Consider the following 23,126-nt stretch of genomic DNA (forward strand, 5'->3'; position numbering starts at 1 on the left):
GTCGCGAACATCAGCAGCATGATCGTGCCGTGCATCGTGAACGCCTGGTTGAACTGCTCGTTCGACATGACCTGCTGACCCGGGCGCGCCAGCTCGGCACGCATCAGCAGCGCCATGACGCCACCGACGCAGAAAAACGCGAACGACGTGATCAGGTACAGCGAGCCGATCGTCTTGTGGTCCGTGGTGGCCAGCCACCTGACCACCGCTCTTCCGGGGCGGCGCGCGGATACGGGGGCGGGCGGCGCGGTGCGCGTCGCCGGCACAGTGTTGCTCTCCATGCCCCGCCTGTGTCCGCACCCCGCGCCGCCGTCACACTGGGGCAGAGCGACGAGCGTCACACCGACGGGTGTGACGATCACGGACCTGCCGGACACCTACGGAGCATGAGCGACGACGAGACCTTCGCCGCTGCCTATCGCGAGCACTACTGGGCGGTCAGCCGCTACGTCGCGCGGCGACTGGACGGCCGGACGAGCGAGGTGGAGGAAGTGGTGGCGGAGGTGTTCACCGTCGCCTGGCGCCGGCGTTCCGAACTGCCGCGGACCCCGCTGCCCTGGCTCTACGGCGTCGCGCGCAACTGCCTGGCCAACGCCGTACGGGGCTACGGCCGCCGGCGACGGCTCGTCGACCGGCTCGGCCATCACGAGACCGCGCACGGCCGGCAGATCGTGGACAGCCCCGACGCCGAGAGCCCCGGCGACTGGGTGCACGACGCGCTCGCCCGCCTCACCCCCGCCGATCAGGAGGTGCTGCGCCTCACGGCCTGGGAGGAACTCGGCATCGACGAGGTCGCTGTCGTGCTCGGCTGCGGCAGCCGGGCGGCTGCGATGCGACTGCACCGCGCCCGCCGCCGCCTGAGAGCAGAGATCGACCGCATGTGCGGCCCCGGCGGCCCGCCGACTGCCGAGGCGCTCGCAGCACCGGCACGCCGCCACGGCACCACGAAGGAGCACGGCCATGGCTGACGAACTCGACCTGCTGCGCCGCGCCAACCCGGTGCCGTCCGGCGATCCCCGCTTCCGGGACCGGCCGCTGGACCACCATGCCGAACGCCGGCTGAACCGCCTGCTGCCGGCCGCACGGCCGGAGCGAGGCGCATCGCCCCTGCGCGGCTGGGCCTGGGGCATCGCCGCGACCGTCGTCGTGGCGGCCCTCGCACTCACCCTGCTGCTGTCCGGGACGACGGCACCTCCCGCCGTCGCCGCGCCCCGCCCCCTCGTCGTGCAGACGGGTTCCGCCGCCGTGCCCCTGGACCGCGTCGCCGACCGGGCGGCGTCGGCGGGCGACGCGCCACGACTTCGCCGGGGCACGCACGTCCAGACCTGGAGCCTTGCCATGACGAGCGGCCCCGGCGCCCGGCCGCCGCTCACCCTGCCCGAGGAACGCGTCGTGCGCTGGAAGGCGGACGGCAGCCGCACCGAACTCGTGGTGGCGACCGACCCGCGCCGTCCGGGCAGGCCCGTCATCACGGGCGGCGACGACAAGCCCCGCACCGTCGAGGACGGACATGTGCTCAGCCGGCGGACCTACCCGCCGAGCTGGAGCGATGCCCCTCCCGAGGCCCGCCCGCCGCACGACGCCCGCCGGCTGCGCGCCTATCTGGAGGAGATCGACCCTCTCGAGGCGATGAACACGCCCCGCCTGCTGGACGCCACCGCCGTGCTGCTGGACCACTGGACCCCGGGCGGTCGCGAGTCGGCCGCGCTCGTGCGTCTCCTGGCCGACGCTCCGGGGCTGCGCCCGGCCGGCGCGGTCACCGACCGGCTGGGGCGCGAAGGGCAGGCGTACGTGTACGACGACAAGGCGCATTCCACGCGCCGGATGCTGATCCTCGATCCCGGGACCGGCGCCGTCCTAGGGCTGGAGGACACCGTGACGAAGAACGCCCCCGAGTACGGCGTCGAGGCGGGGGACGTGATGTCGTACAGCGCGTGGATGCGCTGACCGGGGTCCCCGCGTGCTGCCCGCTCACCGCGGCGGCAGGCGCCTGCGAGGGGCGGGCGGTACCGGGGGGCGCGGGCGGCGGGACACCGTGCGCAGTGCCGACCGCAGCAGACGGAGCGACGCCCGCCTGTCGGTCGCCGCCGGGGCCGGTCCCGGCCGGCGGGGCGGAGCGGGACGCGACCTGCCCAGGGTCGCCCGCGCCGAGAAGGTCCAGCTCAAATGGGACGTGAACCGGACCGAGGGCCACTGCCCGGCTACTCGTCCCATGCCTGCAGCAGTGTGTGATCGACGATCTTGCCGTCCCGCAGCGCGACCATGGACTGGGACAGCACCCTCACGCCGTCCGGGTACACGCAGGACTCCGTGAAGGCGACGTGATCGCCCTCGATGACGCACTGCTCCAGCTTGTGGGTCATGTCCCGGCTGTACACATCGTCAAGCATTTCGCCGATCCTGGCCCGTCCGTGCACGACCATCGGGTGGCTGGGCTGCGTGTTGCGGTCGACGACGCGTACCTCGGCGTCGTCCGCGTAGAGCGACAGAAGCGTCGCCGCACTGTGTCCTTCGATGCCCCGGCGCAGGGCTTCGGTGTCGAACGCGGGGCCTGCTGCGGTGCCCATGATGACCTCCTCGCGAGGGCGCGGCCCGGCAGGGAGCGGGCCGCGAGGGCCTCTCCCCTCGAGCGTCCTCCCCCGCGACGCGGGAGGCAAGCGCGGCCCCTCCTGTGCGCCTCCCGGGTGAGGAGCCCGGCGCGGCCGTGTCCGGCCGGGGCCGCGGCCGTTGCTGAAGGCATGATCTCAACACGACGCATCGTTGCCGCCGTTGGTCTTGCCGTCAGTGCCACGGGCCTCGCCGCTCCCGCCGCGAGCGCACTCGGTGCCGACACCCTGGGCGTGGCGCCGATCAGCCCGGTCGCCCAGCTCGACGCGATCGCCCAGAGCAATGTCCCGGCGCAGCACCGGGAACAGCTCCCGCACGTCTCCAGCCAGCTCGCGGGGCTCAACCGACTGCACGACCTCGACCAGCTGCACCAGGCCACCGACCTCGTCGCCCCCGTCTTCGGGCTGCTCCCCGTCGGCTAGCACCGGACGCGCCGGACGGTCACCGGATCCGGACGCGCCACTCTCGAGGGCCCCCGCCCCGGCGGGGGCCCTCGACTCTGTCCGGGCGGGGCGCAACCTTCAGTGGTTGCATGACGGAAATTTCACTGTGCGAACAGAAGGGTCACGCGGCAACCACTCCGACCAGGGGGACTCCGGGCATCCTGGATGTGTACCGCCGCAGTGATACCGAAGGAATCCGCGCATGGCCATCACCCGTGAACTGCTGATCGGCGGCGAGGGCGTTCCCGCCGCCTCGGGCCGCACCGCCGAGGACATCGATCCCTGCACCGGCGAGGTGTACGCGACGGTCGCCGCAGCGGGGCCGCGCGACGTCACCCGGGCCGTGGACGCGGCCGACGCGGCCTTCGACGCGTGGGCGGCGCACGCCCCCTTCGCCCGCCGGGCGATCTTCCTCAGGGCGGCCGACCTCCTCGACGCCAAGGGCGACGAGGTGGCGGAGCTGATGGCACGGGAGGCGGGCGCCACCCGTCCCTGGGCGCACTTCAACGTGGCGCTCGCCGCCAACATCCTGCGCGAGGCCGCCGCCGCGATCACCGCCCCGCGCGGCGAGGTGCTCAGCGCCCAGGAAGAGGGCGTGCTGGGACTCGCGGTACGCGAGCCGCTGGGCGTCGTCGCCGCCTTCGCCCCGTGGAACGCGCCCGTCATCCTCGGCGTGCGGGCCGTCGCGGCGCCGCTGGCCGCGGGCAACACCGTCGTCGTGAAGGCCAGTGAGGACGCGCCGATCGCCTGTGCCCTGCTGGTCGCCGACGTGCTGCGGGAGGCGGGGCTCCCCGACGGGGTCCTGAACGTGATCACCAATGCGCGCGAGGACGCGGCGGAGATCGCCGAGGCGCTGATCGCCGACCCCCGCGTCCGCGCAGTCAACTTCACCGGCTCCACGGACGTCGGCCGCATCATAGGTACGCATGCCGCGACCCATCTCAAACCCGCCGTACTGGAGTTGGGCGGCAAGAACGCGGTGCTCGTCCTGGACGACGCCGACGTGGACTACGCCGTCGACGCCGTCACCTTCGGCGTGTTCATGAACTCCGGCCAGATCTGCATGTCGGGCGACCGCGTCCTCGTCCACGAGTCCCTCGCCGAGGAGTTCACCCGAAAGTTCACCGCGAAGGTCGCCTCGCTGAAGGCCGGCGACCCCGGGCACCCGCACACCGTCCTCGGCCCGCTCGTCAGCGCCTCCGCCGCCCGGCGCGTCGCCGCGCTCGTCGAGGACGCCGTATCCAAAGGGGCCACCGTCCTCACCGGAGCCGGCGAACCGGAGGGTGCGGTGCACCGGGCGACCGTGCTCACCGACGTGCCGAAGGAAGCCGAGCTGTACTACGCGGAGGCGTTCGGCCCCGTCTGCGTGGTCGAGACCTTCACCGACGACGACAGCGCCGTCGCCGCGGCCAACGACACCGACCACGGACTGACCTGCGGCGTGATCACCGAGAACGCCACCCATGGGCTCGCCGTCGCGCGCCGGGTCCGTACCGGCATCGTGCACATCAACGACCAGTCCGTCGCCGACGAGCCGCACGCGCCCTTCGGTGGCGTCAAGGCGTCCGGCTACGGCCGCTTCGGCGGGCGCTGGGGCATCGAGGCGTTCACCAGCACACGCTGGGTGACCGTCGCCACGCGGCAGGCGCACTACCCGTTCTGACGCTCCGTCACCGACGGGCGCCCGAACGTCCGGTCAGGGGCGACCCGGCGAGCGCGGTCAGCCCGCGGTCGCGAGGAACTGCGTGGCGGCCAGCTCGGCGTAGAGCGGGTCCCCGGCGACGAGTTCACGGTGGGTGCCCACCGCGCGGACCCGGCCCGCGTCCATCACGACGATCCGGTCCGCCATCGTCACGGTGGACAGCCGGTGCGCGACCACGAGGACCGTCGTCGTACGGGACACGTCGGCGACCGTGTCGCGCAGCGCCGCCTCGTTCACGGCGTCCAGCTGCGAGGTGGCCTCGTCGAGGAGCAGCAGACGGGGCCGGCGCAACAGGGCCCGGGCGATCGCCACGCGCTGGCGTTCGCCCCCGGACAGTTTGGTGCCCCGGTGGCCGACGAGCGTGTCGAGTCCCAGCGGCAGCCGCTCGACCAGGTCCTCCAGACGGGTGGTCTTCACCACCCGGTCCAGCTCGGCCTCGTCCGCGTCCGCGTTGCCGAGGAGCAGGTTGTCGCGCATCGACCCCGAGAGCACCGGGGCGTCCTGCTCCACGTAGCCGATGGCCGCGCGCAGCCGGGGCAGCTCCCACTCCTCCAGCGGACGGCCGTCGACGCTGATGACGCCCGCCTCCGGGTCGTAGAACCGCTCGATGAGGGAGAACACGGTGGTCTTGCCCGCGCCGGAGGGGCCGACGAACGCCGTCATGCCCCGGGCCGGGACGGCGAACGTCACCCCGTGATGGACGTACGGCAGATCGTCGGCGTACCGGAAGCGGACGTCCTCGAAGGCGAGCGCGGCCGGTTCCGCGCCGGGCGAGGGCAACGGCGCGGGGCGGGCGGCCGGTTCGGCCGGCAGGCTCAGTGCCTCCTGGATCCTGGCGAGGGCCGCGGCGCCGCTCTGGTACTGCGTGACGGCGCCGACGACCTGCTGGATCGGCGACATCAGATAGAAGACGTAGAGGAGGAAGGCGACCAGCGTGCCGACGTCGATGGCGCCGGTCGCGACACGGGCGCCGCCCACCGCGAGCACCGTGATGAACGCGATCTGCATCGCCAGGCCGGCCGTATTGCCCGCGGCGGCCGACCACTTGGCCGCGCTGACGCTCTGCCGCCACGACTCCTGCGCCGCCGCGTGGACGGTCCGCTCCTCGCGGTCCTCGGCGCCGGACGCCTTCACCGTGCGCAGCGCGCCCAGGATCCGCTCCAACGCGGCACCCATGACGCCGACCGCGTCCTGTGCCCGGCGGCTCGCCCGGTTGATGCGCGGCACGATGACACCGAGCACGGTGCCCGCGCCGAGGATCACCGCGAGGGTGACGCCGAGCAGCACCGGGTCGACGAACCCCATCATCACGACCGTCGCGACGAGGGTCAGTCCGCCGGTGCCGAGGCCGACCAGCGAGTCCGTGGTGACCTCCCGCAGCAGCGTCGTGTCGGAGGTGACGCGGGCCATCAGGTCACCCGGCTCGCTGCGGTCCACCGCCGGAACGCGCAGCCGCAGCAGATACGACGAGAGCGTGCGCCGCGCGCCGAGCACCACGGACTCGGCGGTGCGCCGCAGGACGTACGAACCCAGCCCGCCCACCGCCGCGTTGGCGACCACCAGCACCGACATGCCCAGCAGGGCACCGGTGATGGAGCGGTCGTGCTCCAGGTCGTCGATGAGCCCCCTGGCCACCAGGGGCAGCACCAGACCGGTGGCCCCGGTGCCGAGCGCGAGCAGCGCGCCCCCCAACAGGGCCCACCGGTGGGGCCGTACGTAGCCGAGGAGCAGGCGCCAGGCGGGCGGGGCGGCTTCGGACCCGGTGCTGCTCACGGCGCTCCTCGGGGAGTCGGGGCGGGGCACTCAGGCTACGTCGCCCGGTGGCCGCGCCGGCGCCGGGGACGCCGGGCCGCCTGGCCTGCTACCGGCCGGTCACCCCGTAGGGTCGGTCGACGGAACGTCGACCGAGGAAAGGTTGCTCACATGGCGCAGGAAGTACGTGGCGTGATCGCACCGGGGAAGGATCAGCCGGTGCGCGTCGAGACCGTCATCGTGCCCGATCCGGGGCCCGGCGAGGCCGTGGTGCGGATCCAGGCCTGCGGGGTGTGCCACACCGACCTGCACTACAAGCAGGGCGGCATCAACGACGACTTCCCCTTCCTGCTCGGCCACGAGGCCGCCGGCGTCGTCGAGTCCGTCGGCCCGGATGTCACGGACGTCGAGCCCGGTGACTTCGTGATCCTCAACTGGCGTGCCGTGTGCGGGCAGTGCCGCGCGTGCCGGCGCGGGCGGCCCTGGTACTGCTTCGACACGCACAACGCCCGGCAGCGGATGACCCTCACGGACGGCACGGAGCTGTCACCGGCCCTCGGTATCGGCGCGTTCGCCGAGAAGACCCTGGTCGCCGCCGGACAGTGCACCAAGGTCGACCCGGCGGTGTCGCCGGCCGTGGCCGGGCTGCTCGGCTGCGGCGTGATGGCGGGCATCGGGGCCGCGATCAACACCGGCAACGTCGGACGCGGGGACTCGGTCGCCGTCATCGGCTGCGGCGGCGTCGGCGACGCCGCGATCGCCGGGTCCCGGCTGGCCGGGGCGGCGCGGATCATCGCCGTCGACATCGACGACCGCAAGCTGACCACCGCCCGGGAACTGGGCGCCACGCACACGGTCAACTCCCGCGAGAGCGACCCCGTCGAGGCCATCCGCGAACTGACCGGCGGCTTCGGCGCGGACGTCGTCATCGAGGCCGTCGGCCGCCCGGAGACGTACCGGCAGGCCTTCTACGCCCGTGACCTCGCCGGCACGGTCGTCCTCGTCGGGGTGCCCACACCGGAGATGGAGCTCGAACTGCCCCTGCTGGACGTCTTCGGACGCGGCGGATCCCTCAAGTCCTCGTGGTACGGCGACTGCCTCCCGTCCCGGGACTTCCCGATGCTGATCGACCTGCACCTCCAGGGCCGCCTGGACCTCGGTGCGTTCGTGTCGGAGGCGATCGCGCTCGACGAGGTGGAGCAGGCCTTCGAGCGGATGCACCAGGGCGACGTCCTGCGTTCGGTGGTGGTGTTCTGATGACGCACACACGCATCGACCACCTCGTCACCTCGGGCACGTTCTCGCTCGACGGCGGCACCTGGGACGTCGACAACAACGTCTGGATCGTCGGCGACGACCACGAGGCGATCGTCATCGACGCCGCCCACGACGCCGACGCGATCGCCGAGGCCGTGGGCGACCGCACGCTGCGGGCCATCGTGTGCACCCACGCGCACAACGACCACATCGACGCCGCGCCCGCCCTCGCCGAGCGGACCGGCGCCACGATCTGGCTGCACCCCGACGACCTGCCCCTGTGGAAGCAGACCCACCCCGGCCGCCTCCCCGACGCCTGGCTGGCCGACGGCCAGGTCATCGAGGTGGCGGGCACCGACCTCACCGTCCTGCACACACCGGGCCACGCCCCGGGCGCGGTCTGCCTGTACGCCCCCGGTCTGGGCAGCGTCTTCACCGGCGACACGCTCTTCCAGGGCGGACCTGGAGCCACCGGCCGCTCCTACTCGCACTTCCCGACGATCGTCGAGTCGATCCGCGAGCGTCTGCTCGGCCTCCCCGCGGACACCGTGGTGCGGACGGGGCACGGGGAGACGACCACCGTCGGCGCGGAGGCCCCGCACCTGCAGGAGTGGATCGCGCGCGGCCACTGAGAGCCCGGCCCCCCGGCCGTGCGGGCCTCCTACGGCCGGGACCCGCCCACCCGTGGCCGGCCACCCGGGACCCGCGTGGCCAGAACCCGCGCGGGTCCCGGGTGGGCGGGTCCCGAGCCCGCCGCAGGTCGCCGAGAAAAGGCGACAGAGGATGTCCGCCTTTTACGACACCCTCGGAGCGACACCTGCCGACGCGCCGCGTCGGTCAAGGTGGTGTCACGGAACACGGGAGGTCGGGAAATGGCGGGAGCGCTGGACGGCAGGGTCGCGCTGGTCGCGGGGGCGACCCGGGGCGCGGGCCGCGGAATCGCCGTGGAACTGGGCGCGGCCGGAGCCGTCGTCTACGTCACCGGACGCAGTACGCGCGCCCGGCGCTCGGAGTACGACCGGCCGGAGACCCTGGAGGACACCGCGGACCTGGTGACCGAGGCGGGCGGCCACGGCATCGCCGTACCCACCGATCACCTGGTGCCGTCCGAGGTCCGCGCGCTCGTGGACCGGATCGCGGACGAGCGGGGCCGGCTGGACGTACTCGTCAACGACGTCTGGGGCGGCGAGCTGCTCTTCGAGTGGGACACCCCCGTCTGGGAGCACGACCTCGACAACGGGCTGCGGCTGCTGCGGCTCGGGGTCGAGACCCACGCGATCACCAGCCACCACGCCCTGCCGCTGCTGCTGCGTCACCCCGGCGGCCTCGTCGTGGAGATGACAGACGGCACCGCCGAGTACAACCGCGCCAACTACCGCGTCTCCTTCTTCTACGACCTCGCCAAGTCGTCCGTCCTGCGCATGGCGTTCGCCCTCGGCCACGAAATCGGGCCGCGCGCCGCCACCGCCGTCGCCCTCACGCCCGGCTGGCTGCGCTCCGAGATGATGCTGGAGCACTTCGGGGTGAGCGAGGACAACTGGCGCGACGCCCTGGAGCGCGTCCCGCACTTCGGCATCTCCGAGACGCCCCGCTACGTCGGCCGTGCGGTGGCCGCCCTGGCCGCGGACCCCGGACGGGCCCGCTGGAACGGCCAGTCGCTCTCCAGCGGCGGGCTCGCCGGGACCTACGGCTTCACCGACCTCGACGGCAGCCGCCCCGACGCCTGGCGCTACATGGACGAGGTCCAGGACCCGGGCCGTCCTGCGGACCCGACCGGCTACCGCTGAGCGCGGTGCTCGAACCCCGCACGCGGCTGTCGGGGTGATCTCCGGAGCACTACGGTCGCCCGTATGACTGCGACGAGACGTTTCGAGGGGTACGGAGTTCTCATCACGGGCGCGGCCCGGGGGATCGGTGCCGCGACAGCCCGCCGCCTGGCCGAGGAGGGCGCCGCGGTCCTCGTCACCGACATCGACACGGCCGAGGCGGAGCAGACCGCCGGGGCGATCCGGGCGGCGGGCGGCCGGGCCGAGGCATTCCTGTGCGACGTGGCAGAACGGGCCTCCGTGGAGCGGGCGGTGGCGTACGCGGTGGAGGCGTTCGGCTCGCTGGACGTGCTGGTCAACAACGCGTACGGGTGCACCCCGGACCAGCCGCTCTTCGAGGACGAGCCCGACGAGGTCTGGGCACGCGATCTCGACCTCACACTGACCGGCGCCTACCGCTGCTGCCGCGCCGCGCTGCCCCACCTGGTGGCCTCCGGCCGCGGCGCCGTCGTCGGCATCGGCTCCGTCAACGGCTTGCAGGACTTCGGCAACCACGCCTACAGCGCGGCCAAGGCGGGCCTCGTCTCCCTGACCCGCACCCTCGCCGGGCACGCGGCCCCGCGGGGAGTGCGCGTGAACCTGGTGGTGCCGGGCACGGTCCGCACCACGGCCTGGGCGGGCCGGGACGCCGACCTCGCCGCGGCGGGAGAGCTGTACCCGCTGGGCCGGGTGGGGGAGCCCGAGGACATCGCCGCCGCCGTGGCCTTCCTGGCCTCGCGGGACGCCGCCTGGATCACCGGTACGGCACTGTGCGTGGACGGCGGCCTCACGGCGGTCAACACCGGCTGGCGGCAGGCGGTCCGGCACCACGGTGACTGATCCAGCCCGCCCGTGTCACGAGAGCGCGGACGGGCACCGCTCACGGCTCCAGGGTGTCCAGGGCCCGCACCAGCGCGTCGAGCACCAGGTCCGTGTCCGCCTCCGACGTACGCCAGTTGCTGAACGCGGCCCGCAGGGCATGCGTCCCGTCGTACACGGTCGGGGTCAGGAAGGTCTCGCCCGACGCGGCGACGGCCGCGGCGAGTGCGTGCACCCGTTCCCGTGTCGCGTCGCCCGCCGGGGTGAAGCAGACGACGTTGAGACGCACGGGCGCCAGGAGCCGCAGGCCCGGGGTGGCCGCGATGCGCTCGCCGAGCCGCCCGGCGAGCGCGATGTTGCGCTCCACGATCTCGCGGTGCCCCTCGCGCCCGTACGCCAGCAGGGAGAACCAGGACGGCAGGGCGCGCAGCCGCCGTGAGTTCTCCGGCGTCAGATGCAGGAAGTCGGGTTCCTCGGTGGGGAGTCCCAGGTAGGGCGAGGCGTTGTGGAAAACCCGGACCTGGAGGTCCTGGCGCCGGGTGAACTGGACGGCAGCGTCGTAGGGCACGTTCAGCCACTTGTGCAGGTCCACACAGACCGAGTCGGCCGCGTCGAGACCGTCGGTGAGGTGGGCGTGCGCGGGGGAGAGGGCGGCGAAACCGCCGAAGGCCGCGTCGACGTGGAGCCAGAAGTCGTGGCGCTCCTTCAGTGCGGCGATCGCCCGCAGGTCGTCGAAGTCGACCGTGTTGACGGTCCCGGCGTTGGCCACCACCACGGCCGGCCGCCCGTCGAGAGCGTCGAGCGCCTCGGCCAGCCGCCCGACGTCGACGGCCTCGCGGTTCCCGGCGAGTACGGGAACGCGGCGCAGCCGTTCCCGGCCGACGCCGAGCACGGACAGGGCCTTCGCGATGCTGGAGTGGGGGCTGCCGGACAGTACGTCGACGGGCCCCAGCGCCGCGGCGCCCTCCCGCGAGACGCAGACCCCGAGGCGCTCACCGAGCCATTCGCGGGCGACGGCGAGACCGACCGTGTTGGAGACGGTCGCACCGGTCACGAAGGCCCCGGCGTGTTCGTCGCCCAGGCCGAACAGCTCGCGCAGCCAGCCCAGCGTCTCGCGCTCCAGGGCGGTCGCGGACGAGTCTCCCGCGCCGGACACGTTCTGGTCGTACGTGCCGGTCAGCCAGTCCCCGGCCAGGGCCGCCGGAGTCGCGCCCCCGGTGACGAAGCCGAGATAGCGGGGGCCGGCGGAGCCGGAGAACCCGGGTGCCCACCGCTCGGCGAAGTGAGCCAGCGCACCTTCGGCCCCGAGGCCCCCGGCCGGGAGCCGCTCGGCGGCCGGCGCCTGCCCGGGCCGGGCGACCGGCCGGTCCGCGAGGCCGCTCACCTCACGGGCGGCGAGATCGCGCGCGGACTGCAGGAGTGCGGTGAACCGGGCCAGATCCTCGGCGAGAGTGAGGTGCATGTCCGCAGGGTAGGCAGTCCACTGCACGGAATTCAGGGGCCAGTCGGGGAAAAGTGGCCCCTTTGCACGCCGAGCCCGGGGCGAGGCGTAATGTCACCGTTCCGTCGCAGCGCGCGGGGACCTACAACCGATTCCCCCGGCGGTCGGTCTAGGTGTCAGAGATCGCAAGACCGAATGAAGGGGAAGGGCCTGCCATGGGGGACATCCGCAGACGGGGCGCCGTCGCACTCGGGATCACCGGGCTGATCGCACCGCTCTCGCTCGCGCTCGGGACCTCGCCGGCGCACGCCGCGAGCTGCACCACGCAGACCGGCCCGTATCAGAAGCAGGTCGAGAAGTTCCTCGGCCGCCCGGTCGACGGCAGGCAGTCCAGCGCGGACTGCAAGGCGACCCAGGCCTTCCAGACCAAGCACGGCATCAGCCCGAACATCGGCTACGCGGGGTCCGTCACCTGGGGTGTGATGGATCTCATGAACAAGCAGAAGGCCGTCGGGAGCAACCCCAACCGGGACGGCGCGTGTCCCGTCAACAAGGGCCGCATCGCCTGCGTGAACCTGACGCTCCAGCTGAGCTGGATCCAGGACGGCAGCACGCTCGTCTACGGCCCGGTCCCGGTGCGGACCGGGCGCGACGGGTACGAGACCCGCACCGGCCTGAAGAAGGTCTACTGGCGTGACATCGACCACGTGTCGAGCATCTACAACGTCCCGATGCCCTACAGCCAGTTCTTCGACGGCGGTCAGGCCTTCCACTCCGTCGGCGTCAGCATGTGGAACCCGCCGGGCTCACACGGCTGCGTCAACATGACCACCACCACCGCGAAGAAGTACTGGTCGCTGCTGAAGAACGGCGACGACGTGTTCGTGTACGGCCGCAAGCCCGGCACCTGACCGGCCGTCCCGTGGGCGGCGGGCCCGCGCCCCGATGCCCGGTCACGAACGGGACAGTTGCGACAGGAGTGATCAGCTTCACGGTCCGGGATGCCCCTGAATGCGCCTTTACTCACATCGCCTTCACTCTCGGCGCCGTATGCTTCACATCATGTCCACCACTCCTGAATCCGCTTCGGCGCGCTCCGCGGCCGAGGTCAACGAGGAGATCCGGGCTCTTTGGTTCCGGACGGGCGGGACGCTGACCATGGACGAGCGGCGGGAGTACCAGCGGCTCGTCCTCGAGTGGGCAGCGGCCTCCCCGCGCACCACGCAGGTTGCGTGAGCGCGCCTCCCACCGACCGATCACTCACCCTCCGCCGTCACAGGGCGGTCGCGCCCGCCGGTGCCCCGGCCCGGCCGCCCGGCGGAGATCATCCCCAACTCTGCGCATAGTGGCGCCGGTAGCGGCTGCGGTCCTGTTCCGTCCGGATGTACCGGGTGGCGACCAGGGCGACGATGCTGCCCGCGATGACCAGCAGGCCGGGCCCGATGTTCCTGGGGTCCGTGAGCCGCGACACAAGCGTCTCCGCGGTGCCGGGTGTGCCCACCGGCTCGACCGAGCCCGGCGCCGCCGCACCCGGCGCGACGGCGGCACCCTGCGTGGCCGAGGGCGCCGGCGCGGCCTGACCGCCGGCCGCCGACGCACCCTGCTGTCCGGCCAGGCGCACACCGAGCGCGGTGAGCGCCTTGGTCACCGGCTGGAAGAACGTCGTGCCGCCCGTGTCGCAGTCGCCGTTGCCGCCGGACGTCACGCCCAGGGCGACACCTTCCGAGAACAACGGGCCGCCGCTGTCGCCCGGTTCGGCGCACACCGTGGTCTCGATGAGACCGGTGACCGTGCCCTCCGGGTAGTTGACCGTGGCGTTGAGCGCGGTCACCTCGCCGTCGTGCAGCCCGCTGGTGCTGCCGCTGCGGAAGACCCGCTGGCCGACCGCCGGATCGGCGGCCGCCGTGATCCGCACCCCGCGGTCCCCGCCGATGGCGACGACGTTGCTGTCCGTGCCGGTCTGGCCGTCCGCGTACCGCACGAGCGAGAAGTCACCCCCGGGGAACGACCGTGACACCGTCCGTCCCACCTGCCGGGTGCCGTTGGTGTCGGAGAACCAGACGGAGCCGGCCGGACCGCAGTGCCCGGCCGTCAGGATGAAATCACCGCGCCCGTCGGTCACGTTGAACCCCGCCGAACAGCGCCCGCCGCTCGAAAGGATCGGCTGCGCGCCGTTGAGCCGTGTGGTGAACGCCCCCCGGGTCCGCTCCATGCGGACCCGGTCCCCGCTGCCGTCGGCCAGCTTCGTCATACGGGACCAGTCGGAGGCGGAGACGGTGCTGTCGCCCCGGACCACCACCTTGTTGTGCGCGTAGTCGACGGCCCAGGCGGTGCCGGGCACCCGGGGAGCCGAAGCCAGGCTCTCCGTAACGGACTTGAGGTCCCGCAGGCTGTGGTCGACGATTCTGGGCCGGGCACCGGCCTTCCGCACCTCGGCCGCCGCCCCCGCGTCCGTGACGCCCACGACCGGGCGGCCGTCGGAACCGATCCAACTGCCCGCGGCGCGGTCCGTGCCGAGGCGGGCGACCAGCCCGGACCCCGTGTCGGCGGCGGACGCCGCGGAACTCCCCTGCGCACGTGAGACGTCGGACGGCTCGCTCGCCACGGCGTGCGTGACCATCAGCCCACCGCAGAGCAGTCCGCCCACGGCGGCGAAGCGCGCTCCCCGTCGGACGATCCGTCGTCGTGCGTGCCTCATCCATGGCTCCCGAAGCCGAGCTGCGCGGCGTCACCACCGCCCGGGCGCCGGTCGAGCGCCCCCCTTGCATACGTGCGTACGCGCCGCGGTGTTCACCTCTCGGCGCCGAGGTCTCCCGGCACGGCCGCCGTCAGAGCTTGCGCCCCACCCCGCCGAACATGGCCACCTCCTCCGGCTCCTCGCCGGAGGAGGTCTCCGGGCGCCAGCGCGAGCAGGAGACCACGCCCGGTTCGAGGAGTTCCAGCCCGTCGAAGAAGCGGGCGACCGCCTCCGGGGTGCGCTGGGTCAGCTTCGGGGTGCCGTGCTCGTTCCAGAAGGCCACGGCCGCGTCCACGTCGGGCATCGCGGGGCTCGTGACGGTGTGCGAGAGGACGAGGTGGCTGCCCGGGGCGAGGGCGTCCAGGAGGCGGCGCACGATGCCGTACGCCTCCTCGTCGTCGTTCACGAAGATGACGACGCCGAGCAGCATCAGCCCGACCGGCAGGCTCAGGTCCAGTGTCCTGGCGGCGTGTTCGAGGATCGCGTCGACATTGCGCAGGTCCTCGTCGAGGTAGTCCGTGCTGCCTGCCGGGGTGCTCGTCAGGAGCGCGCGGGCGTGGGCGAGGACGAGCGGGTCGTTGTCGACGTACACGATCCGCGCGTCGGGGGCGAGGCGCTGGGCGACCTCGTGGGTGTTGTCCGCCGTCGGCAGCCCCGTGCCGATGTCGAGGAACTGCGTGATCCCGCGGTCGGCGACCAGATGCCGTACCGCCCGTCCCAGGAACAGGCGGTCGGCCTGGGCGTAGTCGCCAATGCCGGGGTGCAGTTGACGGATCTGGTCGCCGGCGGCGCGGTCGACCTCGTAGTTGTCCTTGCCGCCGAGCCAGTAGTTCCAGATCCGCGCGGTGTGCGGCTGTGTGGTGACGATGCGGCTGCGCACCGGCTCGGAGGGGTGTTCCGCGGCTGCCTGGTTCTCGGGCACGGTCGGCTCCTGGGTTTCTGGGGTCACTGGGGTCACTCGGTCAACAGGCAATCTAGACTGCCGAGTTGCCGCCCACCTAAGTGCGCACCCATCCCGACGACGTACTGCCGCTGTGGGTGGCCGAGATGGACGTGCCGTCGGCCGCGCCGGTCGTGCGGGCGGTCACGGACGCGCTCGCGCGGGGCTACACCGGCTAGCCGGCCGGTACGGCGTACGCCGAGGCGCCGGCCCGGTTCGCCGTCGCCGGCCCCAAGGCGGCGGACGATCTGGACCGCCTTCCGGAGTAGGTCGGACACAATCCCAGCCATGTCGGCGTGATCGCCCACGCCGCCGTGCTGCGGGAGGGCACCGCCCGGCTCGACGCCCTGCTGGCCGGCCTGGACGAGAACCGACGGCTGCTCGCCGCCCTGCCGGCCTAGCACCTGCCCGAGGTGCGGTACCGCCGGCGGAGGCCGCCTTCCTCGCCTGGCTGGACTGCCGCGCCCTCGGCCTCGGCGGCGACCCGGCGGTGGTCTTCCTGGAGCGCGGCCGGGTCGCCCTCAACTCCGGGCTTCCCTTTCGGACCGGCGACGCGGTCCACGTACGCCTGAATCCGGCGACTTCGCCGGAGCTGATCACGGAGGCGGTGCGACGGATGGCCGCAGCGGCCGGACAACTCTCTACCAAGAGGTAACTTTCGCGTCGCCTGCTCTCCACTTCTTGTCGTGACCATGGCTGAAGCGGCGTGGGAGGTCTATCCTCGCCGCTTCGGGTCGACGAAGGGGACGGACATGAGAGCACGCGGTGCGGGGCGTCGGATCGGTGCCATCTCGGTGGTCGTGGCGCTGGGCCTCGGCGGAACCGCCGGGGCGACGGGGGCCGCCGCCGCGGCCCCGCGCGCGGCAGCCGTGAGCGCGGCGACGGCGCAGGCGGCCGACATCGACTACGCCACCTGGCAGCGTGACGTCCAGGCCGTCATCGACCAGGCACAGCCCTACGTGCAGCAGCGCACCGCGCACCCCGGTGGGCAGAAGCTCGCGGTCGTCTTCGACATCGACAACACCGCGCTGGAGACGGACTTCCACCCGTGGTACGAGCTGCCCACCCCGGCGCTCAAGGCCTCGCTGGCGCTGGCCCGTTACGCCCACGCGCAGGGCGCCGCCGTGTTCTTCGTGACCGCGCGTCCGGGCATCATCGCGAGCGAGACGAAGTGGAACCTCAAGGCCGTCGGCTACCCCGTCGACGGACTGCACGTGCGCAGCCTGCCCGACCTCTTCGACGAGGTCAGCGCCTACAAGACCGGCAGGCGCGCGGCGATCGAGTCGCAGGGATACACGATCATCGCGAACGTCGGGAACAACACCTCCGACCTCGTGGGCGGCCACGCCGAGCGGACCTTCAAACTGCCGGACTACGACGGCCAGTTGTCCTGACGCGGCGGCACTGCGGGCCGGCGGCGGAGCGGGGGCGGGGGCAGGTCCGGCCCGAGTGGACCGGCCGGACAGGGCCTAGAATTCAGGTATGGACGATTCCCCGCTGGACGCGCTCGCCGCAGGCAAGTACCTGCTCGTCACCAGCTACCGCAAGAACGGCACGGGAGTCTCGACACCGGTCTGGGTGGTCCGCGACGGCGACGCCCTCGGCATCTGGACGGCCGCGGACACCGGCAAGGTCAAACGCATCCGCAACCGCCCCGACGTCCTCGCCGGCCCCTGTGACCTGCGCGGCCACCCGACCGGCGCCCAGCTCCCCGCCACGGCGGAGATCCTGGACGAGGCGGGGACCGACCGCATCCGCCGGCTCATCGCCCGCAAGTACGGCCTTTCCGGCCGCCTCACCCTGCTCGGCAGCCGGCTGCGCCGCGGCCGCGGCGGCACGCTCGGGATCCGGATCACCCCGGGCTCCTGAGCGGGCGCGGCGCCTCGGCGCCCCACCGGGACCGGCGGGCGCCCGGTCAGGCCCGCCTGCGGACCAGCAGCAGAGCCACGTCGTCGTCGGGTTCGGGGCGCAGGGCGGCGAGCAGCTGGTCGCTGGTCGTCTCCAGCGGGCGCTGGGGCCCCTGAAGCAGTCGCGTCAGCGTGTTCAGACCCGTGTCGATGGGGTCGTAGCGGTTCTCGACCAGCCCGTCGGTGTACAGGGCGAGCAGGGAGCCCGGGGCCATGGCGACTTCCATGGTGCCGAAGTCCACGCCGCCGACGCCCAGGGGTACCCCGCCGGGGATCTCCAGGAGCCCGGCGCCGCCGTCGGGCCGGATGAGGACGGGCGGCAGGTGGCCGGCGCTGGAGAGTTCGCAGCTGCCCCGGCCGAGGTCGCACACCGCGTAGACGCACGTGGCGATCGTGTCGCCGAGCGATCCCGTGATGTCGTCGAGATGGCGCAGCAGCTCGGCGGGCGGCAGGTCGAGCCGGGCGAGTGCGCGGGTGGCCGTGCTCAACTGCCCCATGACCGCGGCCGACTGGACGCCCTTGCCCATCACGTCGCCCACGATGAGTCCGGTCCGGCCGGGCCCCAGGGAGAACACGTCGTACCAGTCGCCGCCCACCTCGCTCAGCGCCGGGAGATACCGCGCGGCGATGTCCAGGCCCGCGTGCTCCGCGGGCGCGGGCGGCAGCAGACTCCGCTGAAGGGTCAGCGCGGCCGCGCGTTCCCTCCCGTAGAGGCGGGCGTTGTCGACGCAGATGGCCGCCCGCGCGGCGAGCTCGGAGGCGAGGATGCGGTCCTGCTCGTCGAAGGCGCGCGTGTTGACCGAGCGGTAGAGGCTGAGCGTGCCGAGGACCTCTCCCCGGGCCACCAGCGGGACGGCGAGATAGGAGTGGACGCCTGCCGTGTGCAGGGCCTGGGCGGCGTGCGCGTCCCTGGCGATGCGGCGCATCATCGCCGCGTCCACCCGCTCCACCAGCACCGGCCGGGCCTCGCGGACGCACTGCGTGATGATCCTCGACGAGCTGTACGTGGCCAGCTCGCCCACCGGGTCCGCCGCGTGGATCGCGTCGGTGAGGTAGCCGGCCGCGACCGCGAGCGCCCTGAACTCGGCGTGCGAGTCGCCGGTGACCGCCGAGGTGGTGCCGTGCGTGACCACCGTCTCCAGCACGTCGACGGCGGCCAGGTCGGCCAGCTGCGGCACCGCCACGTCCGCGAGCTCGCGGGCGGTCTGCTGAAGATCCAGTGTGGTGCCGATGCGGGCGCCCGCGTCCGCGATGACCGAGAGCCGTTCGCGTGCCTCGGAGACCTCCGTCGCCGCGTTCTGCCGCTCGGTCACGTCGATGATTGCCATCGCCAGCCCGAGGACGCGGCCGTGCGTGTCCTCGATGCGGTGGTACGACTCGGAGAACGCCCGGGGATCCGGGTGCCCCGGCGTCCGGCCGACGGTCATCTGGTCCAGCAGGGGCCTGCCCGTGATCAGCACATGCCGCATCCGCGACTCGATCGCCTCGACGTCGAGATCCGGCAGGACCTCCCCGATGCGGCGTCCGAGGACCGCTTCCCCGGGCACGCCGTTCATCCGCTCCAGGGCGGGATTGACGCTCACCCACCGCAGATCCGTGTCGAACACGGCGATGCCGAGCGGCGTCTGCCGGACCAGACTGTGCGACAGGGCCAGGTCCCGCTCGACGCCCCGTACGGTGGTGGCGTCCGCCGCGAGGCCCAGCAGGTGCGTGTTCCCCCGGCGGTCGCGCAGCCGCATGGTGCGGAACTCCACCGGGACCTCCGTGCCGTCCCGGTGCTGGAGCGGGAACACGCCCGCCCATCCGGCACCGGACCGCACATGGGCGAACAGGTCCCGAGCCCGCTGCCGGTTGTCCGGGGACACCAGCAGCTCGTCGGCCCTGCGGTTCAGGGCCTCCCGCGCCAGGTATCCGAGCAGCTGCTCGGCCTCGGGGCTCCACAGCACGACCCGTCCGTCGCCGTCCAGGACCACGGCCGCCACCTGCAGCAGGTCGAGCAGGCCTCCCGGCGTCGCGGTGGCCCCGTCGCCCGACCCGGATGCGTACTCGTGCATTCCAGCCGCTCCTTCCGGCGCGGCTCCGACACCGCGAAGATCCGCCCCGCGGATTCTTCGATTACGGCACAGCACGGGCGGCCGGGCAACCCCTGCACCACGCGTCACCGGGGCCGCGCGCCCGCCGACCGGCCGTCCCGGCCGCGCCCCCGGCCGGCCAGTGCCCGCAGCACGGCGGAGCGTCCGCGGTCGGGCACGGTCCACAGGGTCTGGCCGCGCACGCCCCAGCCCTCCAGCAGCGCGTTCGCGGCCAGGAACCCGGAGGTCGCCGCGCGCTCCATGAGCGCCACGGGCAGATCCGTGCGGACCAGGTCGCCCGCCACCGTCAGACCCGGGTCCGGCGTCCGCACGGTGGGCCGGTCGGCGTATCCGCCCACCGGGAAGAGCGGGCAGTCGGCGCGCCACTCGTGCCGCACGTCGACGACGCCGGCCCCCCGCGTCTCCGTATACACCCGGTGCAGCTGGTCGACGACCCGCTTCTCCTCCACGTCCCGTACGCAGTCCTCGGGCAGCGCGTAGGCGTGCAGTTCGACCACGGAGCCGCCCGTGCGGGCGGCCCAGCGGGCGGCCTCGCCCTCCCAGCCGGAGACGACGCTGACGTTGTCCAGGGAGCCGAAGCCGCTCGTTCCCAGAAAGCCGGGGCGGCGCGGGGCGACCGGGCGGTCCAGCCACAGCCGGGACACGAGGAACGGGGGAGCGGTGCGCAGCCCCGCCACCCGGGCGCGCCAGCCGGCGTCCCCCAGCTCCGGGGATCGGCCCACGACGGTACGCAGCCCCTCCGTGTCAAGGGCGAGCACGACGGTGTCGTGGTGCCGTTCGCCCCCGGAGTGCACGACGCGGTAGCCGCCCCGGGGAGCGGGCTTCACGCACTCGACGGGGGTTGCGGTGCACACCTGTGCGCCGAGGGCGTCGAGACGGCGGGCCAGGGGTTCCCACAGCGCGGCCGGAAAGGGTTCGCGGGGGACGTCGAACAGCAGGCCCTCGGAGGAGCCCAGGAAGTAGATGTGGAACATCAGCACCATCTCCGCGGCGGACAGCGTCCGCGGATCGGCGAAGAAGCTGCGGGAGAAGACCTCGAAGGCCAGATGGTGTGCCGCCGCGGGAAAGCGGATCGAGGCGAGGAAGTCGTGGGCGCTGGTGCCGTCCAACCGGTCGTAGACGTCCGGGACACGCACGTCCAGCAGCGGAAGGGCCGCCGACGGGTTCATCCGCAGCAGATCGCGTGCTCCGAACGTGGGACTGAGGGCGGCGAAGCCCAGGGCACTCCAGGGCGGCGTGCGCGGCACGTGGCGGAAACTGTCGTGCACGCCGCTGCTGTGCCGCAGGGGATAGTCGGGCAGGGCGGTGAGCATGCCGAGGTCCGGATCGGCCCGGCGCAGCAGGCCCCGCAGGTTGTAGTACTGGCGGAAGAACGCGTGGAAGCCCCGGCTCATCGTCGCCGGACTCCCGTCGGCGAGCGTGACGGGCCGGCCGGAGACCCGGCCGCCGAGCACCTGGTCGCGTTCGTAGAGCGTCACCCGCACCCCCCGCTCGGCGAGAGCGGTCGCGGCGGCGAGCCCCGCGACACCGCCGCCGACCACGGCAGTGGAGGGCGCTTCCCCCGTCACCCGCGGACGGCCCGGACACGGGAGGAGCACCCGGGCGCGCCGGTCCCGGCCCCGCCGCGGCGCGCCGCCCGTACGCCGGTTCACGCGGCACCGCCGTGCGGGCCGGCCTCGCGCCTGCCGACCACCGTGTGCACGATGCCGGTCTGCCAGCCCGGGACCGGCAGCACCCGCACCCGCCCGAAGCCCGCGCGCCGCACCCGCTCGCCGAAGGCCTGCGCCGTGTCGAACTCGACGACACTGCGCCACAGATGCCGGTAGAGGCGGCCATTCCCGGCCGCCGTGCCGGCCGGCAGGACGATGCCCCGGCACACCGCGTTCCACACCGCGCGGTGGGCGGGCAGACCGCTGAGCGTGTACTCGTGCACCGCGAGTCTGCCGCCCGGGACGAGCAGGTCGCGCACGGCCGCGAGGATCCGGTCGGGATCGGCGACGTTGCGGAACAGGTACGCCGCCAGGACCGCGTCGAACGGTCCCTCCACCCCTTCCACGGCCAGGCGCTCCGCCGAGGAGTGCCGGAACGTCACCCGCGCCGGCCAGTTCTTGGCCGCCGCCCGCTCCAGCATGCCCGCCGACGCGTCCACCGCGACGATGTCCGCCTCGGGCAGCACGGCGGCGAGCGCCGCGGTGGACGCCCCCGTACCGCAGCCGAGGTCGAGCACCCGCCGCCCGGCCCCGCCGTCCGGGAGGGCCAGGCGGCGCACCGAGCGCCGTAGATGGGCGTGGTACCCGGGATTGAAGGCGACCAGGCGGTCGTAGGTGCGGGAGGCGCGGTCGAACGCCGTGGCCAGCTCCGCGTCGCACAGCAGGGGCATGCAGTCTCCTCGTTTTCCGGAAGGGGGCGGTCGCTTCGGCGGCGTCAGGTCTCCGCGGACGGCCGGCGGGGCAGCCAGGGCAGTTCGGCCGCCGTACGCAGCATCGGCAGGACGGGGGTGTGCAGGCCGACGGCGATGTCCTCGCGCAGCCGCGTGCGTCCGTCGAGGAAGCGCAGCAGACGCTCCGCGGGGACGCGTCCGAACAGGTGGGAGAAGAAGTCCGCCCCGTCGATCCGTCCCGCGGCAAGCGCGCGCAGCAGCACGGCGTCCATGGCACGGGAGCGGACCGAATGCGCCGGCGGAGGCGCCGGGCGGCGCCCGGCCCGGAACGCTGCCGCGACGGCGCGCGTCTGACGCTGCACGGCCGCGAAGGTGTATCCGGTCGACGGCCGGGTGGCTCCGCCGGCCGTGCCGATCCTGAAGATCGCCTCGCCGGTCTGCCGGGCGAACACGGCGTCCGTCATGGGAATCGCGCCCGTCTCCCGCGCGGTGACCTCGAACGCGCCCAGACCGAGAACGTCGCCGGTGTAGTGGCGCAGGGCGGCGTCGTACTGGTGCGCGGTCAGCGGCGCGGCCGAGAACTCGGTGTACTCGACCAGCGCGGTGCGGCGCCCCGTGGGCAGCACGTAGCCGAACGAGAGACCCCGGGCGGGCTGCGGGGTCCGGAAGTCCATCAGGTCCACGACGTCCCGGTCGAAGGCGGGGCGGTCGGTGCGCACGAACCAGCCGTGGAAGTGCTGCAGCAGGGTGGTGCGGGCCGCGGGAAGCGCCTCCAGCGGGCGCGAGTCGAACACCCAGCGCGCACGCACGTCCACCGACGCGCCCGCCGCGGTGGACCCGCGGACCTGAGCACCACCGCCGGACAGGCCCTCGACACTGTCGACGACGGCCTCGACCACGCGGACCGAGGCCCGGTCGGCGAGATCGTGGTGGACGAGTTCCTCGAAATCGTCCGAGCACAGCATCTTGTAGCGCAGGGGAGCGATACGGCTCTCGGTCGAGGAGCCCCCCTTGCCCCGGACCCTGAGCCGCTGCCAGGAAGCCGTCAGCGCACGGTCGTAGACACCGGGCCCCGCCTCCCAGAAGCACCAGGTCCGGCGGGGTGGGCGCAGCGGTCCGGGCGGCGCCGTGAGCAGGACGACGGAGGGGGTACGGCGGCCCGCGGCACCGGACGAGAGGCGGTGCGCCAGGGACAGGCCCGCGGCTCCCGCGCCGATGATGGCGACGTCCGCGTCGAGCACAG

General features: G+C 73.3%; 22 protein-coding genes and 1 pseudogene. 13 read left to right on the top strand and 10 right to left on the bottom strand.

Annotation, left to right across the window (positions count from 1 at the left end; genetic code table 11):
- A partial coding sequence (locus AC0ZLC_RS02710) for a cbb3-type cytochrome c oxidase subunit I (RefSeq protein ID WP_476750230.1) occupies nucleotides 1-281 on the bottom strand: 281 nt, incomplete at its 3' end.
- A 105-nt stretch (nucleotides 282-386) separates the two neighbouring features.
- Here AC0ZLC_RS02710 and AC0ZLC_RS02715 point away from each other — a divergent pair.
- Both AC0ZLC_RS02715 and AC0ZLC_RS02720 read left to right on the top strand, forming a co-directional pair.
- Nucleotides 387-968 (top strand): RNA polymerase sigma factor, encoded by a 582-nt coding sequence (locus tag AC0ZLC_RS02715; RefSeq protein WP_476750231.1) that lies wholly within the window; start codon nucleotides 387-389, stop codon nucleotides 966-968.
- A complete protein-coding gene (locus tag AC0ZLC_RS02720) occupies nucleotides 961-1,947 on the top strand; it encodes a CU044_5270 family protein (RefSeq protein ID WP_476750232.1) in 987 nt (328 codons plus the stop codon). Before AC0ZLC_RS02715 ends, AC0ZLC_RS02720 begins: the two co-directional genes overlap by 8 nt.
- A gap of 254 nt (nucleotides 1,948-2,201) precedes the next feature.
- Here AC0ZLC_RS02720 and AC0ZLC_RS02725 read toward each other — a convergent pair whose 3' ends face one another.
- Nucleotides 2,202-2,567: a nuclear transport factor 2 family protein gene (locus tag AC0ZLC_RS02725; protein ID WP_476750233.1), complete on the bottom strand. Its 366-nt coding sequence runs from the start codon at nucleotides 2,565-2,567 to the stop codon at nucleotides 2,202-2,204.
- Nucleotides 2,568-2,738: 171 nt separating this feature from the next.
- Here AC0ZLC_RS02725 and AC0ZLC_RS02730 point away from each other — a divergent pair, with 171 nt between their 5' ends.
- Together AC0ZLC_RS02730 and AC0ZLC_RS02735 are read left to right on the top strand one after the other, a co-directional pair.
- A complete protein-coding gene (locus AC0ZLC_RS02730) occupies nucleotides 2,739-3,029 on the top strand; it encodes a hypothetical protein (protein ID WP_476750234.1) in 291 nt (96 codons plus the stop codon).
- A gap of 223 nt (nucleotides 3,030-3,252) precedes the next feature.
- Nucleotides 3,253-4,713: an aldehyde dehydrogenase family protein gene (locus AC0ZLC_RS02735; RefSeq protein ID WP_476750235.1), complete on the top strand. Its 1,461-nt coding sequence runs from the start codon at nucleotides 3,253-3,255 to the stop codon at nucleotides 4,711-4,713.
- Between the two features lie 57 nt (nucleotides 4,714-4,770).
- Here AC0ZLC_RS02735 and AC0ZLC_RS02740 read toward each other — a convergent pair whose 3' ends face one another.
- On the bottom strand, nucleotides 4,771-6,525 hold the full coding sequence (locus tag AC0ZLC_RS02740) for an ABC transporter ATP-binding protein (protein WP_476750236.1): 1,755 nt from the start codon (nucleotides 6,523-6,525) through the stop codon (nucleotides 4,771-4,773).
- 150 nt (nucleotides 6,526-6,675) lie between these two features.
- Between AC0ZLC_RS02740 and AC0ZLC_RS02745 the strand changes: the two genes are divergently transcribed.
- From AC0ZLC_RS02745 to AC0ZLC_RS02760, 4 genes are all read left to right on the top strand, one after another.
- Complete coding sequence (locus AC0ZLC_RS02745; protein WP_476750237.1) at nucleotides 6,676-7,761, top strand: S-(hydroxymethyl)mycothiol dehydrogenase; 1,086 nt, start codon at nucleotides 6,676-6,678, stop codon at nucleotides 7,759-7,761.
- Entirely contained in the window at nucleotides 7,761-8,393 is a 633-nt protein-coding gene (locus AC0ZLC_RS02750; RefSeq protein ID WP_476750238.1) for an MBL fold metallo-hydrolase, read from the top strand. Before AC0ZLC_RS02745 ends, AC0ZLC_RS02750 begins: the two co-directional genes overlap by 1 nt.
- 240 nt (nucleotides 8,394-8,633) lie before the next feature.
- Nucleotides 8,634-9,548, top strand: a complete 915-nt coding sequence (locus AC0ZLC_RS02755) for an SDR family oxidoreductase (RefSeq protein ID WP_476750239.1) — start codon at nucleotides 8,634-8,636, stop codon at nucleotides 9,546-9,548.
- A gap of 63 nt (nucleotides 9,549-9,611) precedes the next feature.
- Entirely contained in the window at nucleotides 9,612-10,406 is a 795-nt protein-coding gene (locus AC0ZLC_RS02760; RefSeq protein WP_476750240.1) for an SDR family NAD(P)-dependent oxidoreductase, read from the top strand.
- Nucleotides 10,407-10,446: 40 nt separating this feature from the next.
- Here the strand turns inward: AC0ZLC_RS02760 and AC0ZLC_RS02765 are convergent, their stop codons facing one another.
- On the bottom strand, nucleotides 10,447-11,847 hold the full coding sequence (locus AC0ZLC_RS02765; RefSeq protein WP_476750241.1) for a pyridoxal phosphate-dependent decarboxylase family protein: 1,401 nt from the start codon (nucleotides 11,845-11,847) through the stop codon (nucleotides 10,447-10,449).
- 194 nt (nucleotides 11,848-12,041) lie between these two features.
- On the opposite strand from AC0ZLC_RS02765, the gene AC0ZLC_RS02770 reads away from it, so the two are divergent.
- Both AC0ZLC_RS02770 and AC0ZLC_RS02775 read left to right on the top strand, forming a co-directional pair.
- Nucleotides 12,042-12,737 (top strand): L,D-transpeptidase, encoded by a 696-nt coding sequence (locus tag AC0ZLC_RS02770; protein WP_476750242.1) that lies wholly within the window; start codon nucleotides 12,042-12,044, stop codon nucleotides 12,735-12,737.
- 139 nt (nucleotides 12,738-12,876) lie between these two features.
- Nucleotides 12,877-13,062: a hypothetical protein gene (locus AC0ZLC_RS02775; RefSeq protein ID WP_358855046.1), complete on the top strand. Its 186-nt coding sequence runs from the start codon at nucleotides 12,877-12,879 to the stop codon at nucleotides 13,060-13,062.
- 88 nt (nucleotides 13,063-13,150) lie between these two features.
- On the opposite strand, the gene AC0ZLC_RS02780 is transcribed toward AC0ZLC_RS02775, so the two are convergent.
- Both AC0ZLC_RS02780 and AC0ZLC_RS02785 read right to left on the bottom strand, forming a co-directional pair.
- Entirely contained in the window at nucleotides 13,151-14,524 is a 1,374-nt protein-coding gene (locus AC0ZLC_RS02780; protein ID WP_476750243.1) for a S1 family peptidase, read from the bottom strand.
- Nucleotides 14,525-14,654: 130 nt separating this feature from the next.
- A complete protein-coding gene (locus tag AC0ZLC_RS02785; protein WP_476750244.1) occupies nucleotides 14,655-15,485 on the bottom strand; it encodes an SAM-dependent methyltransferase in 831 nt (276 codons plus the stop codon).
- A 227-nt stretch (nucleotides 15,486-15,712) separates the two neighbouring features.
- Here AC0ZLC_RS02785 and AC0ZLC_RS02790 point away from each other — a divergent pair.
- The 3 genes and pseudogenes from AC0ZLC_RS02790 to AC0ZLC_RS02800 all read left to right on the top strand — a co-directional run.
- A pseudogene (locus tag AC0ZLC_RS02790) lies at nucleotides 15,713-16,158 on the top strand (beta C-S lyase family protein); the annotation flags it as partial.
- 97 nt (nucleotides 16,159-16,255) lie between these two features.
- Nucleotides 16,256-16,897 carry an HAD family acid phosphatase gene (locus AC0ZLC_RS02795; RefSeq protein WP_476750245.1) on the top strand — a complete coding sequence of 214 codons (642 nt, stop codon included), beginning with the start codon at nucleotides 16,256-16,258 and terminating at the stop codon, nucleotides 16,895-16,897.
- 88 nt (nucleotides 16,898-16,985) lie between these two features.
- On the top strand, nucleotides 16,986-17,372 hold the full coding sequence (locus AC0ZLC_RS02800) for a PPOX class F420-dependent oxidoreductase (protein WP_476750246.1): 387 nt from the start codon (nucleotides 16,986-16,988) through the stop codon (nucleotides 17,370-17,372).
- A 46-nt stretch (nucleotides 17,373-17,418) separates the two neighbouring features.
- On the opposite strand, the gene AC0ZLC_RS02805 is transcribed toward AC0ZLC_RS02800, so the two are convergent.
- The 4 genes from AC0ZLC_RS02805 to AC0ZLC_RS02820 form a co-directional block, all read right to left on the bottom strand.
- Complete coding sequence (locus AC0ZLC_RS02805; protein WP_476750247.1) at nucleotides 17,419-19,464, bottom strand: SpoIIE family protein phosphatase; 2,046 nt, start codon at nucleotides 19,462-19,464, stop codon at nucleotides 17,419-17,421.
- Between the two features lie 104 nt (nucleotides 19,465-19,568).
- On the bottom strand, nucleotides 19,569-21,155 hold the full coding sequence (locus tag AC0ZLC_RS02810; protein ID WP_476750248.1) for an FAD-dependent oxidoreductase: 1,587 nt from the start codon (nucleotides 21,153-21,155) through the stop codon (nucleotides 19,569-19,571).
- Nucleotides 21,152-21,883, bottom strand: a complete 732-nt coding sequence (locus tag AC0ZLC_RS02815; RefSeq protein ID WP_476750249.1) for a methyltransferase domain-containing protein — start codon at nucleotides 21,881-21,883, stop codon at nucleotides 21,152-21,154. The genes AC0ZLC_RS02810 and AC0ZLC_RS02815 overlap by 4 nt, the downstream gene beginning before the upstream one ends.
- Nucleotides 21,884-21,927: 44 nt before the next feature.
- A complete protein-coding gene (locus AC0ZLC_RS02820; protein WP_476750723.1) occupies nucleotides 21,928-23,124 on the bottom strand; it encodes a lycopene cyclase family protein in 1,197 nt (398 codons plus the stop codon).
- Between the last annotated feature and the right edge of the window lie 2 nt (nucleotides 23,125-23,126).

It is taken from the genome of Streptomyces sp. GLSS-08, assembly GCF_056387915.1.

What these genes read in the sequence shown, in the direction of transcription:
- AC0ZLC_RS02715 (WP_476750231.1), top strand. Translation starts at nt 387, where the DNA reads ATGAGCGACGACGAGACCTTCGCCGCTGCCTATCGCGAGCACTACTGG.
- AC0ZLC_RS02720 (WP_476750232.1), top strand. Translation starts at nt 961, where the DNA reads ATGGCTGACGAACTCGACCTGCTGCGCCGCGCCAACCCGGTGCCGTCC.
- AC0ZLC_RS02725 (WP_476750233.1), bottom strand. Translation starts at nt 2,567, where the DNA reads ATGGGCACCGCAGCAGGCCCCGCGTTCGACACCGAAGCCCTGCGCCGG.
- AC0ZLC_RS02730 (WP_476750234.1), top strand. Translation starts at nt 2,739, where the DNA reads ATGATCTCAACACGACGCATCGTTGCCGCCGTTGGTCTTGCCGTCAGT.
- AC0ZLC_RS02735 (WP_476750235.1), top strand. Translation starts at nt 3,253, where the DNA reads ATGGCCATCACCCGTGAACTGCTGATCGGCGGCGAGGGCGTTCCCGCC.
- AC0ZLC_RS02745 (WP_476750237.1), top strand. Translation starts at nt 6,676, where the DNA reads ATGGCGCAGGAAGTACGTGGCGTGATCGCACCGGGGAAGGATCAGCCG.
- AC0ZLC_RS02750 (WP_476750238.1), top strand. Translation starts at nt 7,761, where the DNA reads ATGACGCACACACGCATCGACCACCTCGTCACCTCGGGCACGTTCTCG.
- AC0ZLC_RS02755 (WP_476750239.1), top strand. Translation starts at nt 8,634, where the DNA reads ATGGCGGGAGCGCTGGACGGCAGGGTCGCGCTGGTCGCGGGGGCGACC.
- AC0ZLC_RS02760 (WP_476750240.1), top strand. Translation starts at nt 9,612, where the DNA reads ATGACTGCGACGAGACGTTTCGAGGGGTACGGAGTTCTCATCACGGGC.
- AC0ZLC_RS02765 (WP_476750241.1), bottom strand. Translation starts at nt 11,847, where the DNA reads ATGCACCTCACTCTCGCCGAGGATCTGGCCCGGTTCACCGCACTCCTG.
- AC0ZLC_RS02770 (WP_476750242.1), top strand. Translation starts at nt 12,042, where the DNA reads ATGGGGGACATCCGCAGACGGGGCGCCGTCGCACTCGGGATCACCGGG.
- AC0ZLC_RS02775 (WP_358855046.1), top strand. Translation starts at nt 12,877, where the DNA reads ATGCTTCACATCATGTCCACCACTCCTGAATCCGCTTCGGCGCGCTCC.
- AC0ZLC_RS02780 (WP_476750243.1), bottom strand. Translation starts at nt 14,524, where the DNA reads ATGAGGCACGCACGACGACGGATCGTCCGACGGGGAGCGCGCTTCGCC.
- AC0ZLC_RS02795 (WP_476750245.1), top strand. Translation starts at nt 16,256, where the DNA reads ATGAGAGCACGCGGTGCGGGGCGTCGGATCGGTGCCATCTCGGTGGTC.
- AC0ZLC_RS02800 (WP_476750246.1), top strand. Translation starts at nt 16,986, where the DNA reads ATGGACGATTCCCCGCTGGACGCGCTCGCCGCAGGCAAGTACCTGCTC.
- AC0ZLC_RS02805 (WP_476750247.1), bottom strand. Translation starts at nt 19,464, where the DNA reads ATGCACGAGTACGCATCCGGGTCGGGCGACGGGGCCACCGCGACGCCG.
- AC0ZLC_RS02815 (WP_476750249.1), bottom strand. Translation starts at nt 21,883, where the DNA reads ATGCCCCTGCTGTGCGACGCGGAGCTGGCCACGGCGTTCGACCGCGCC.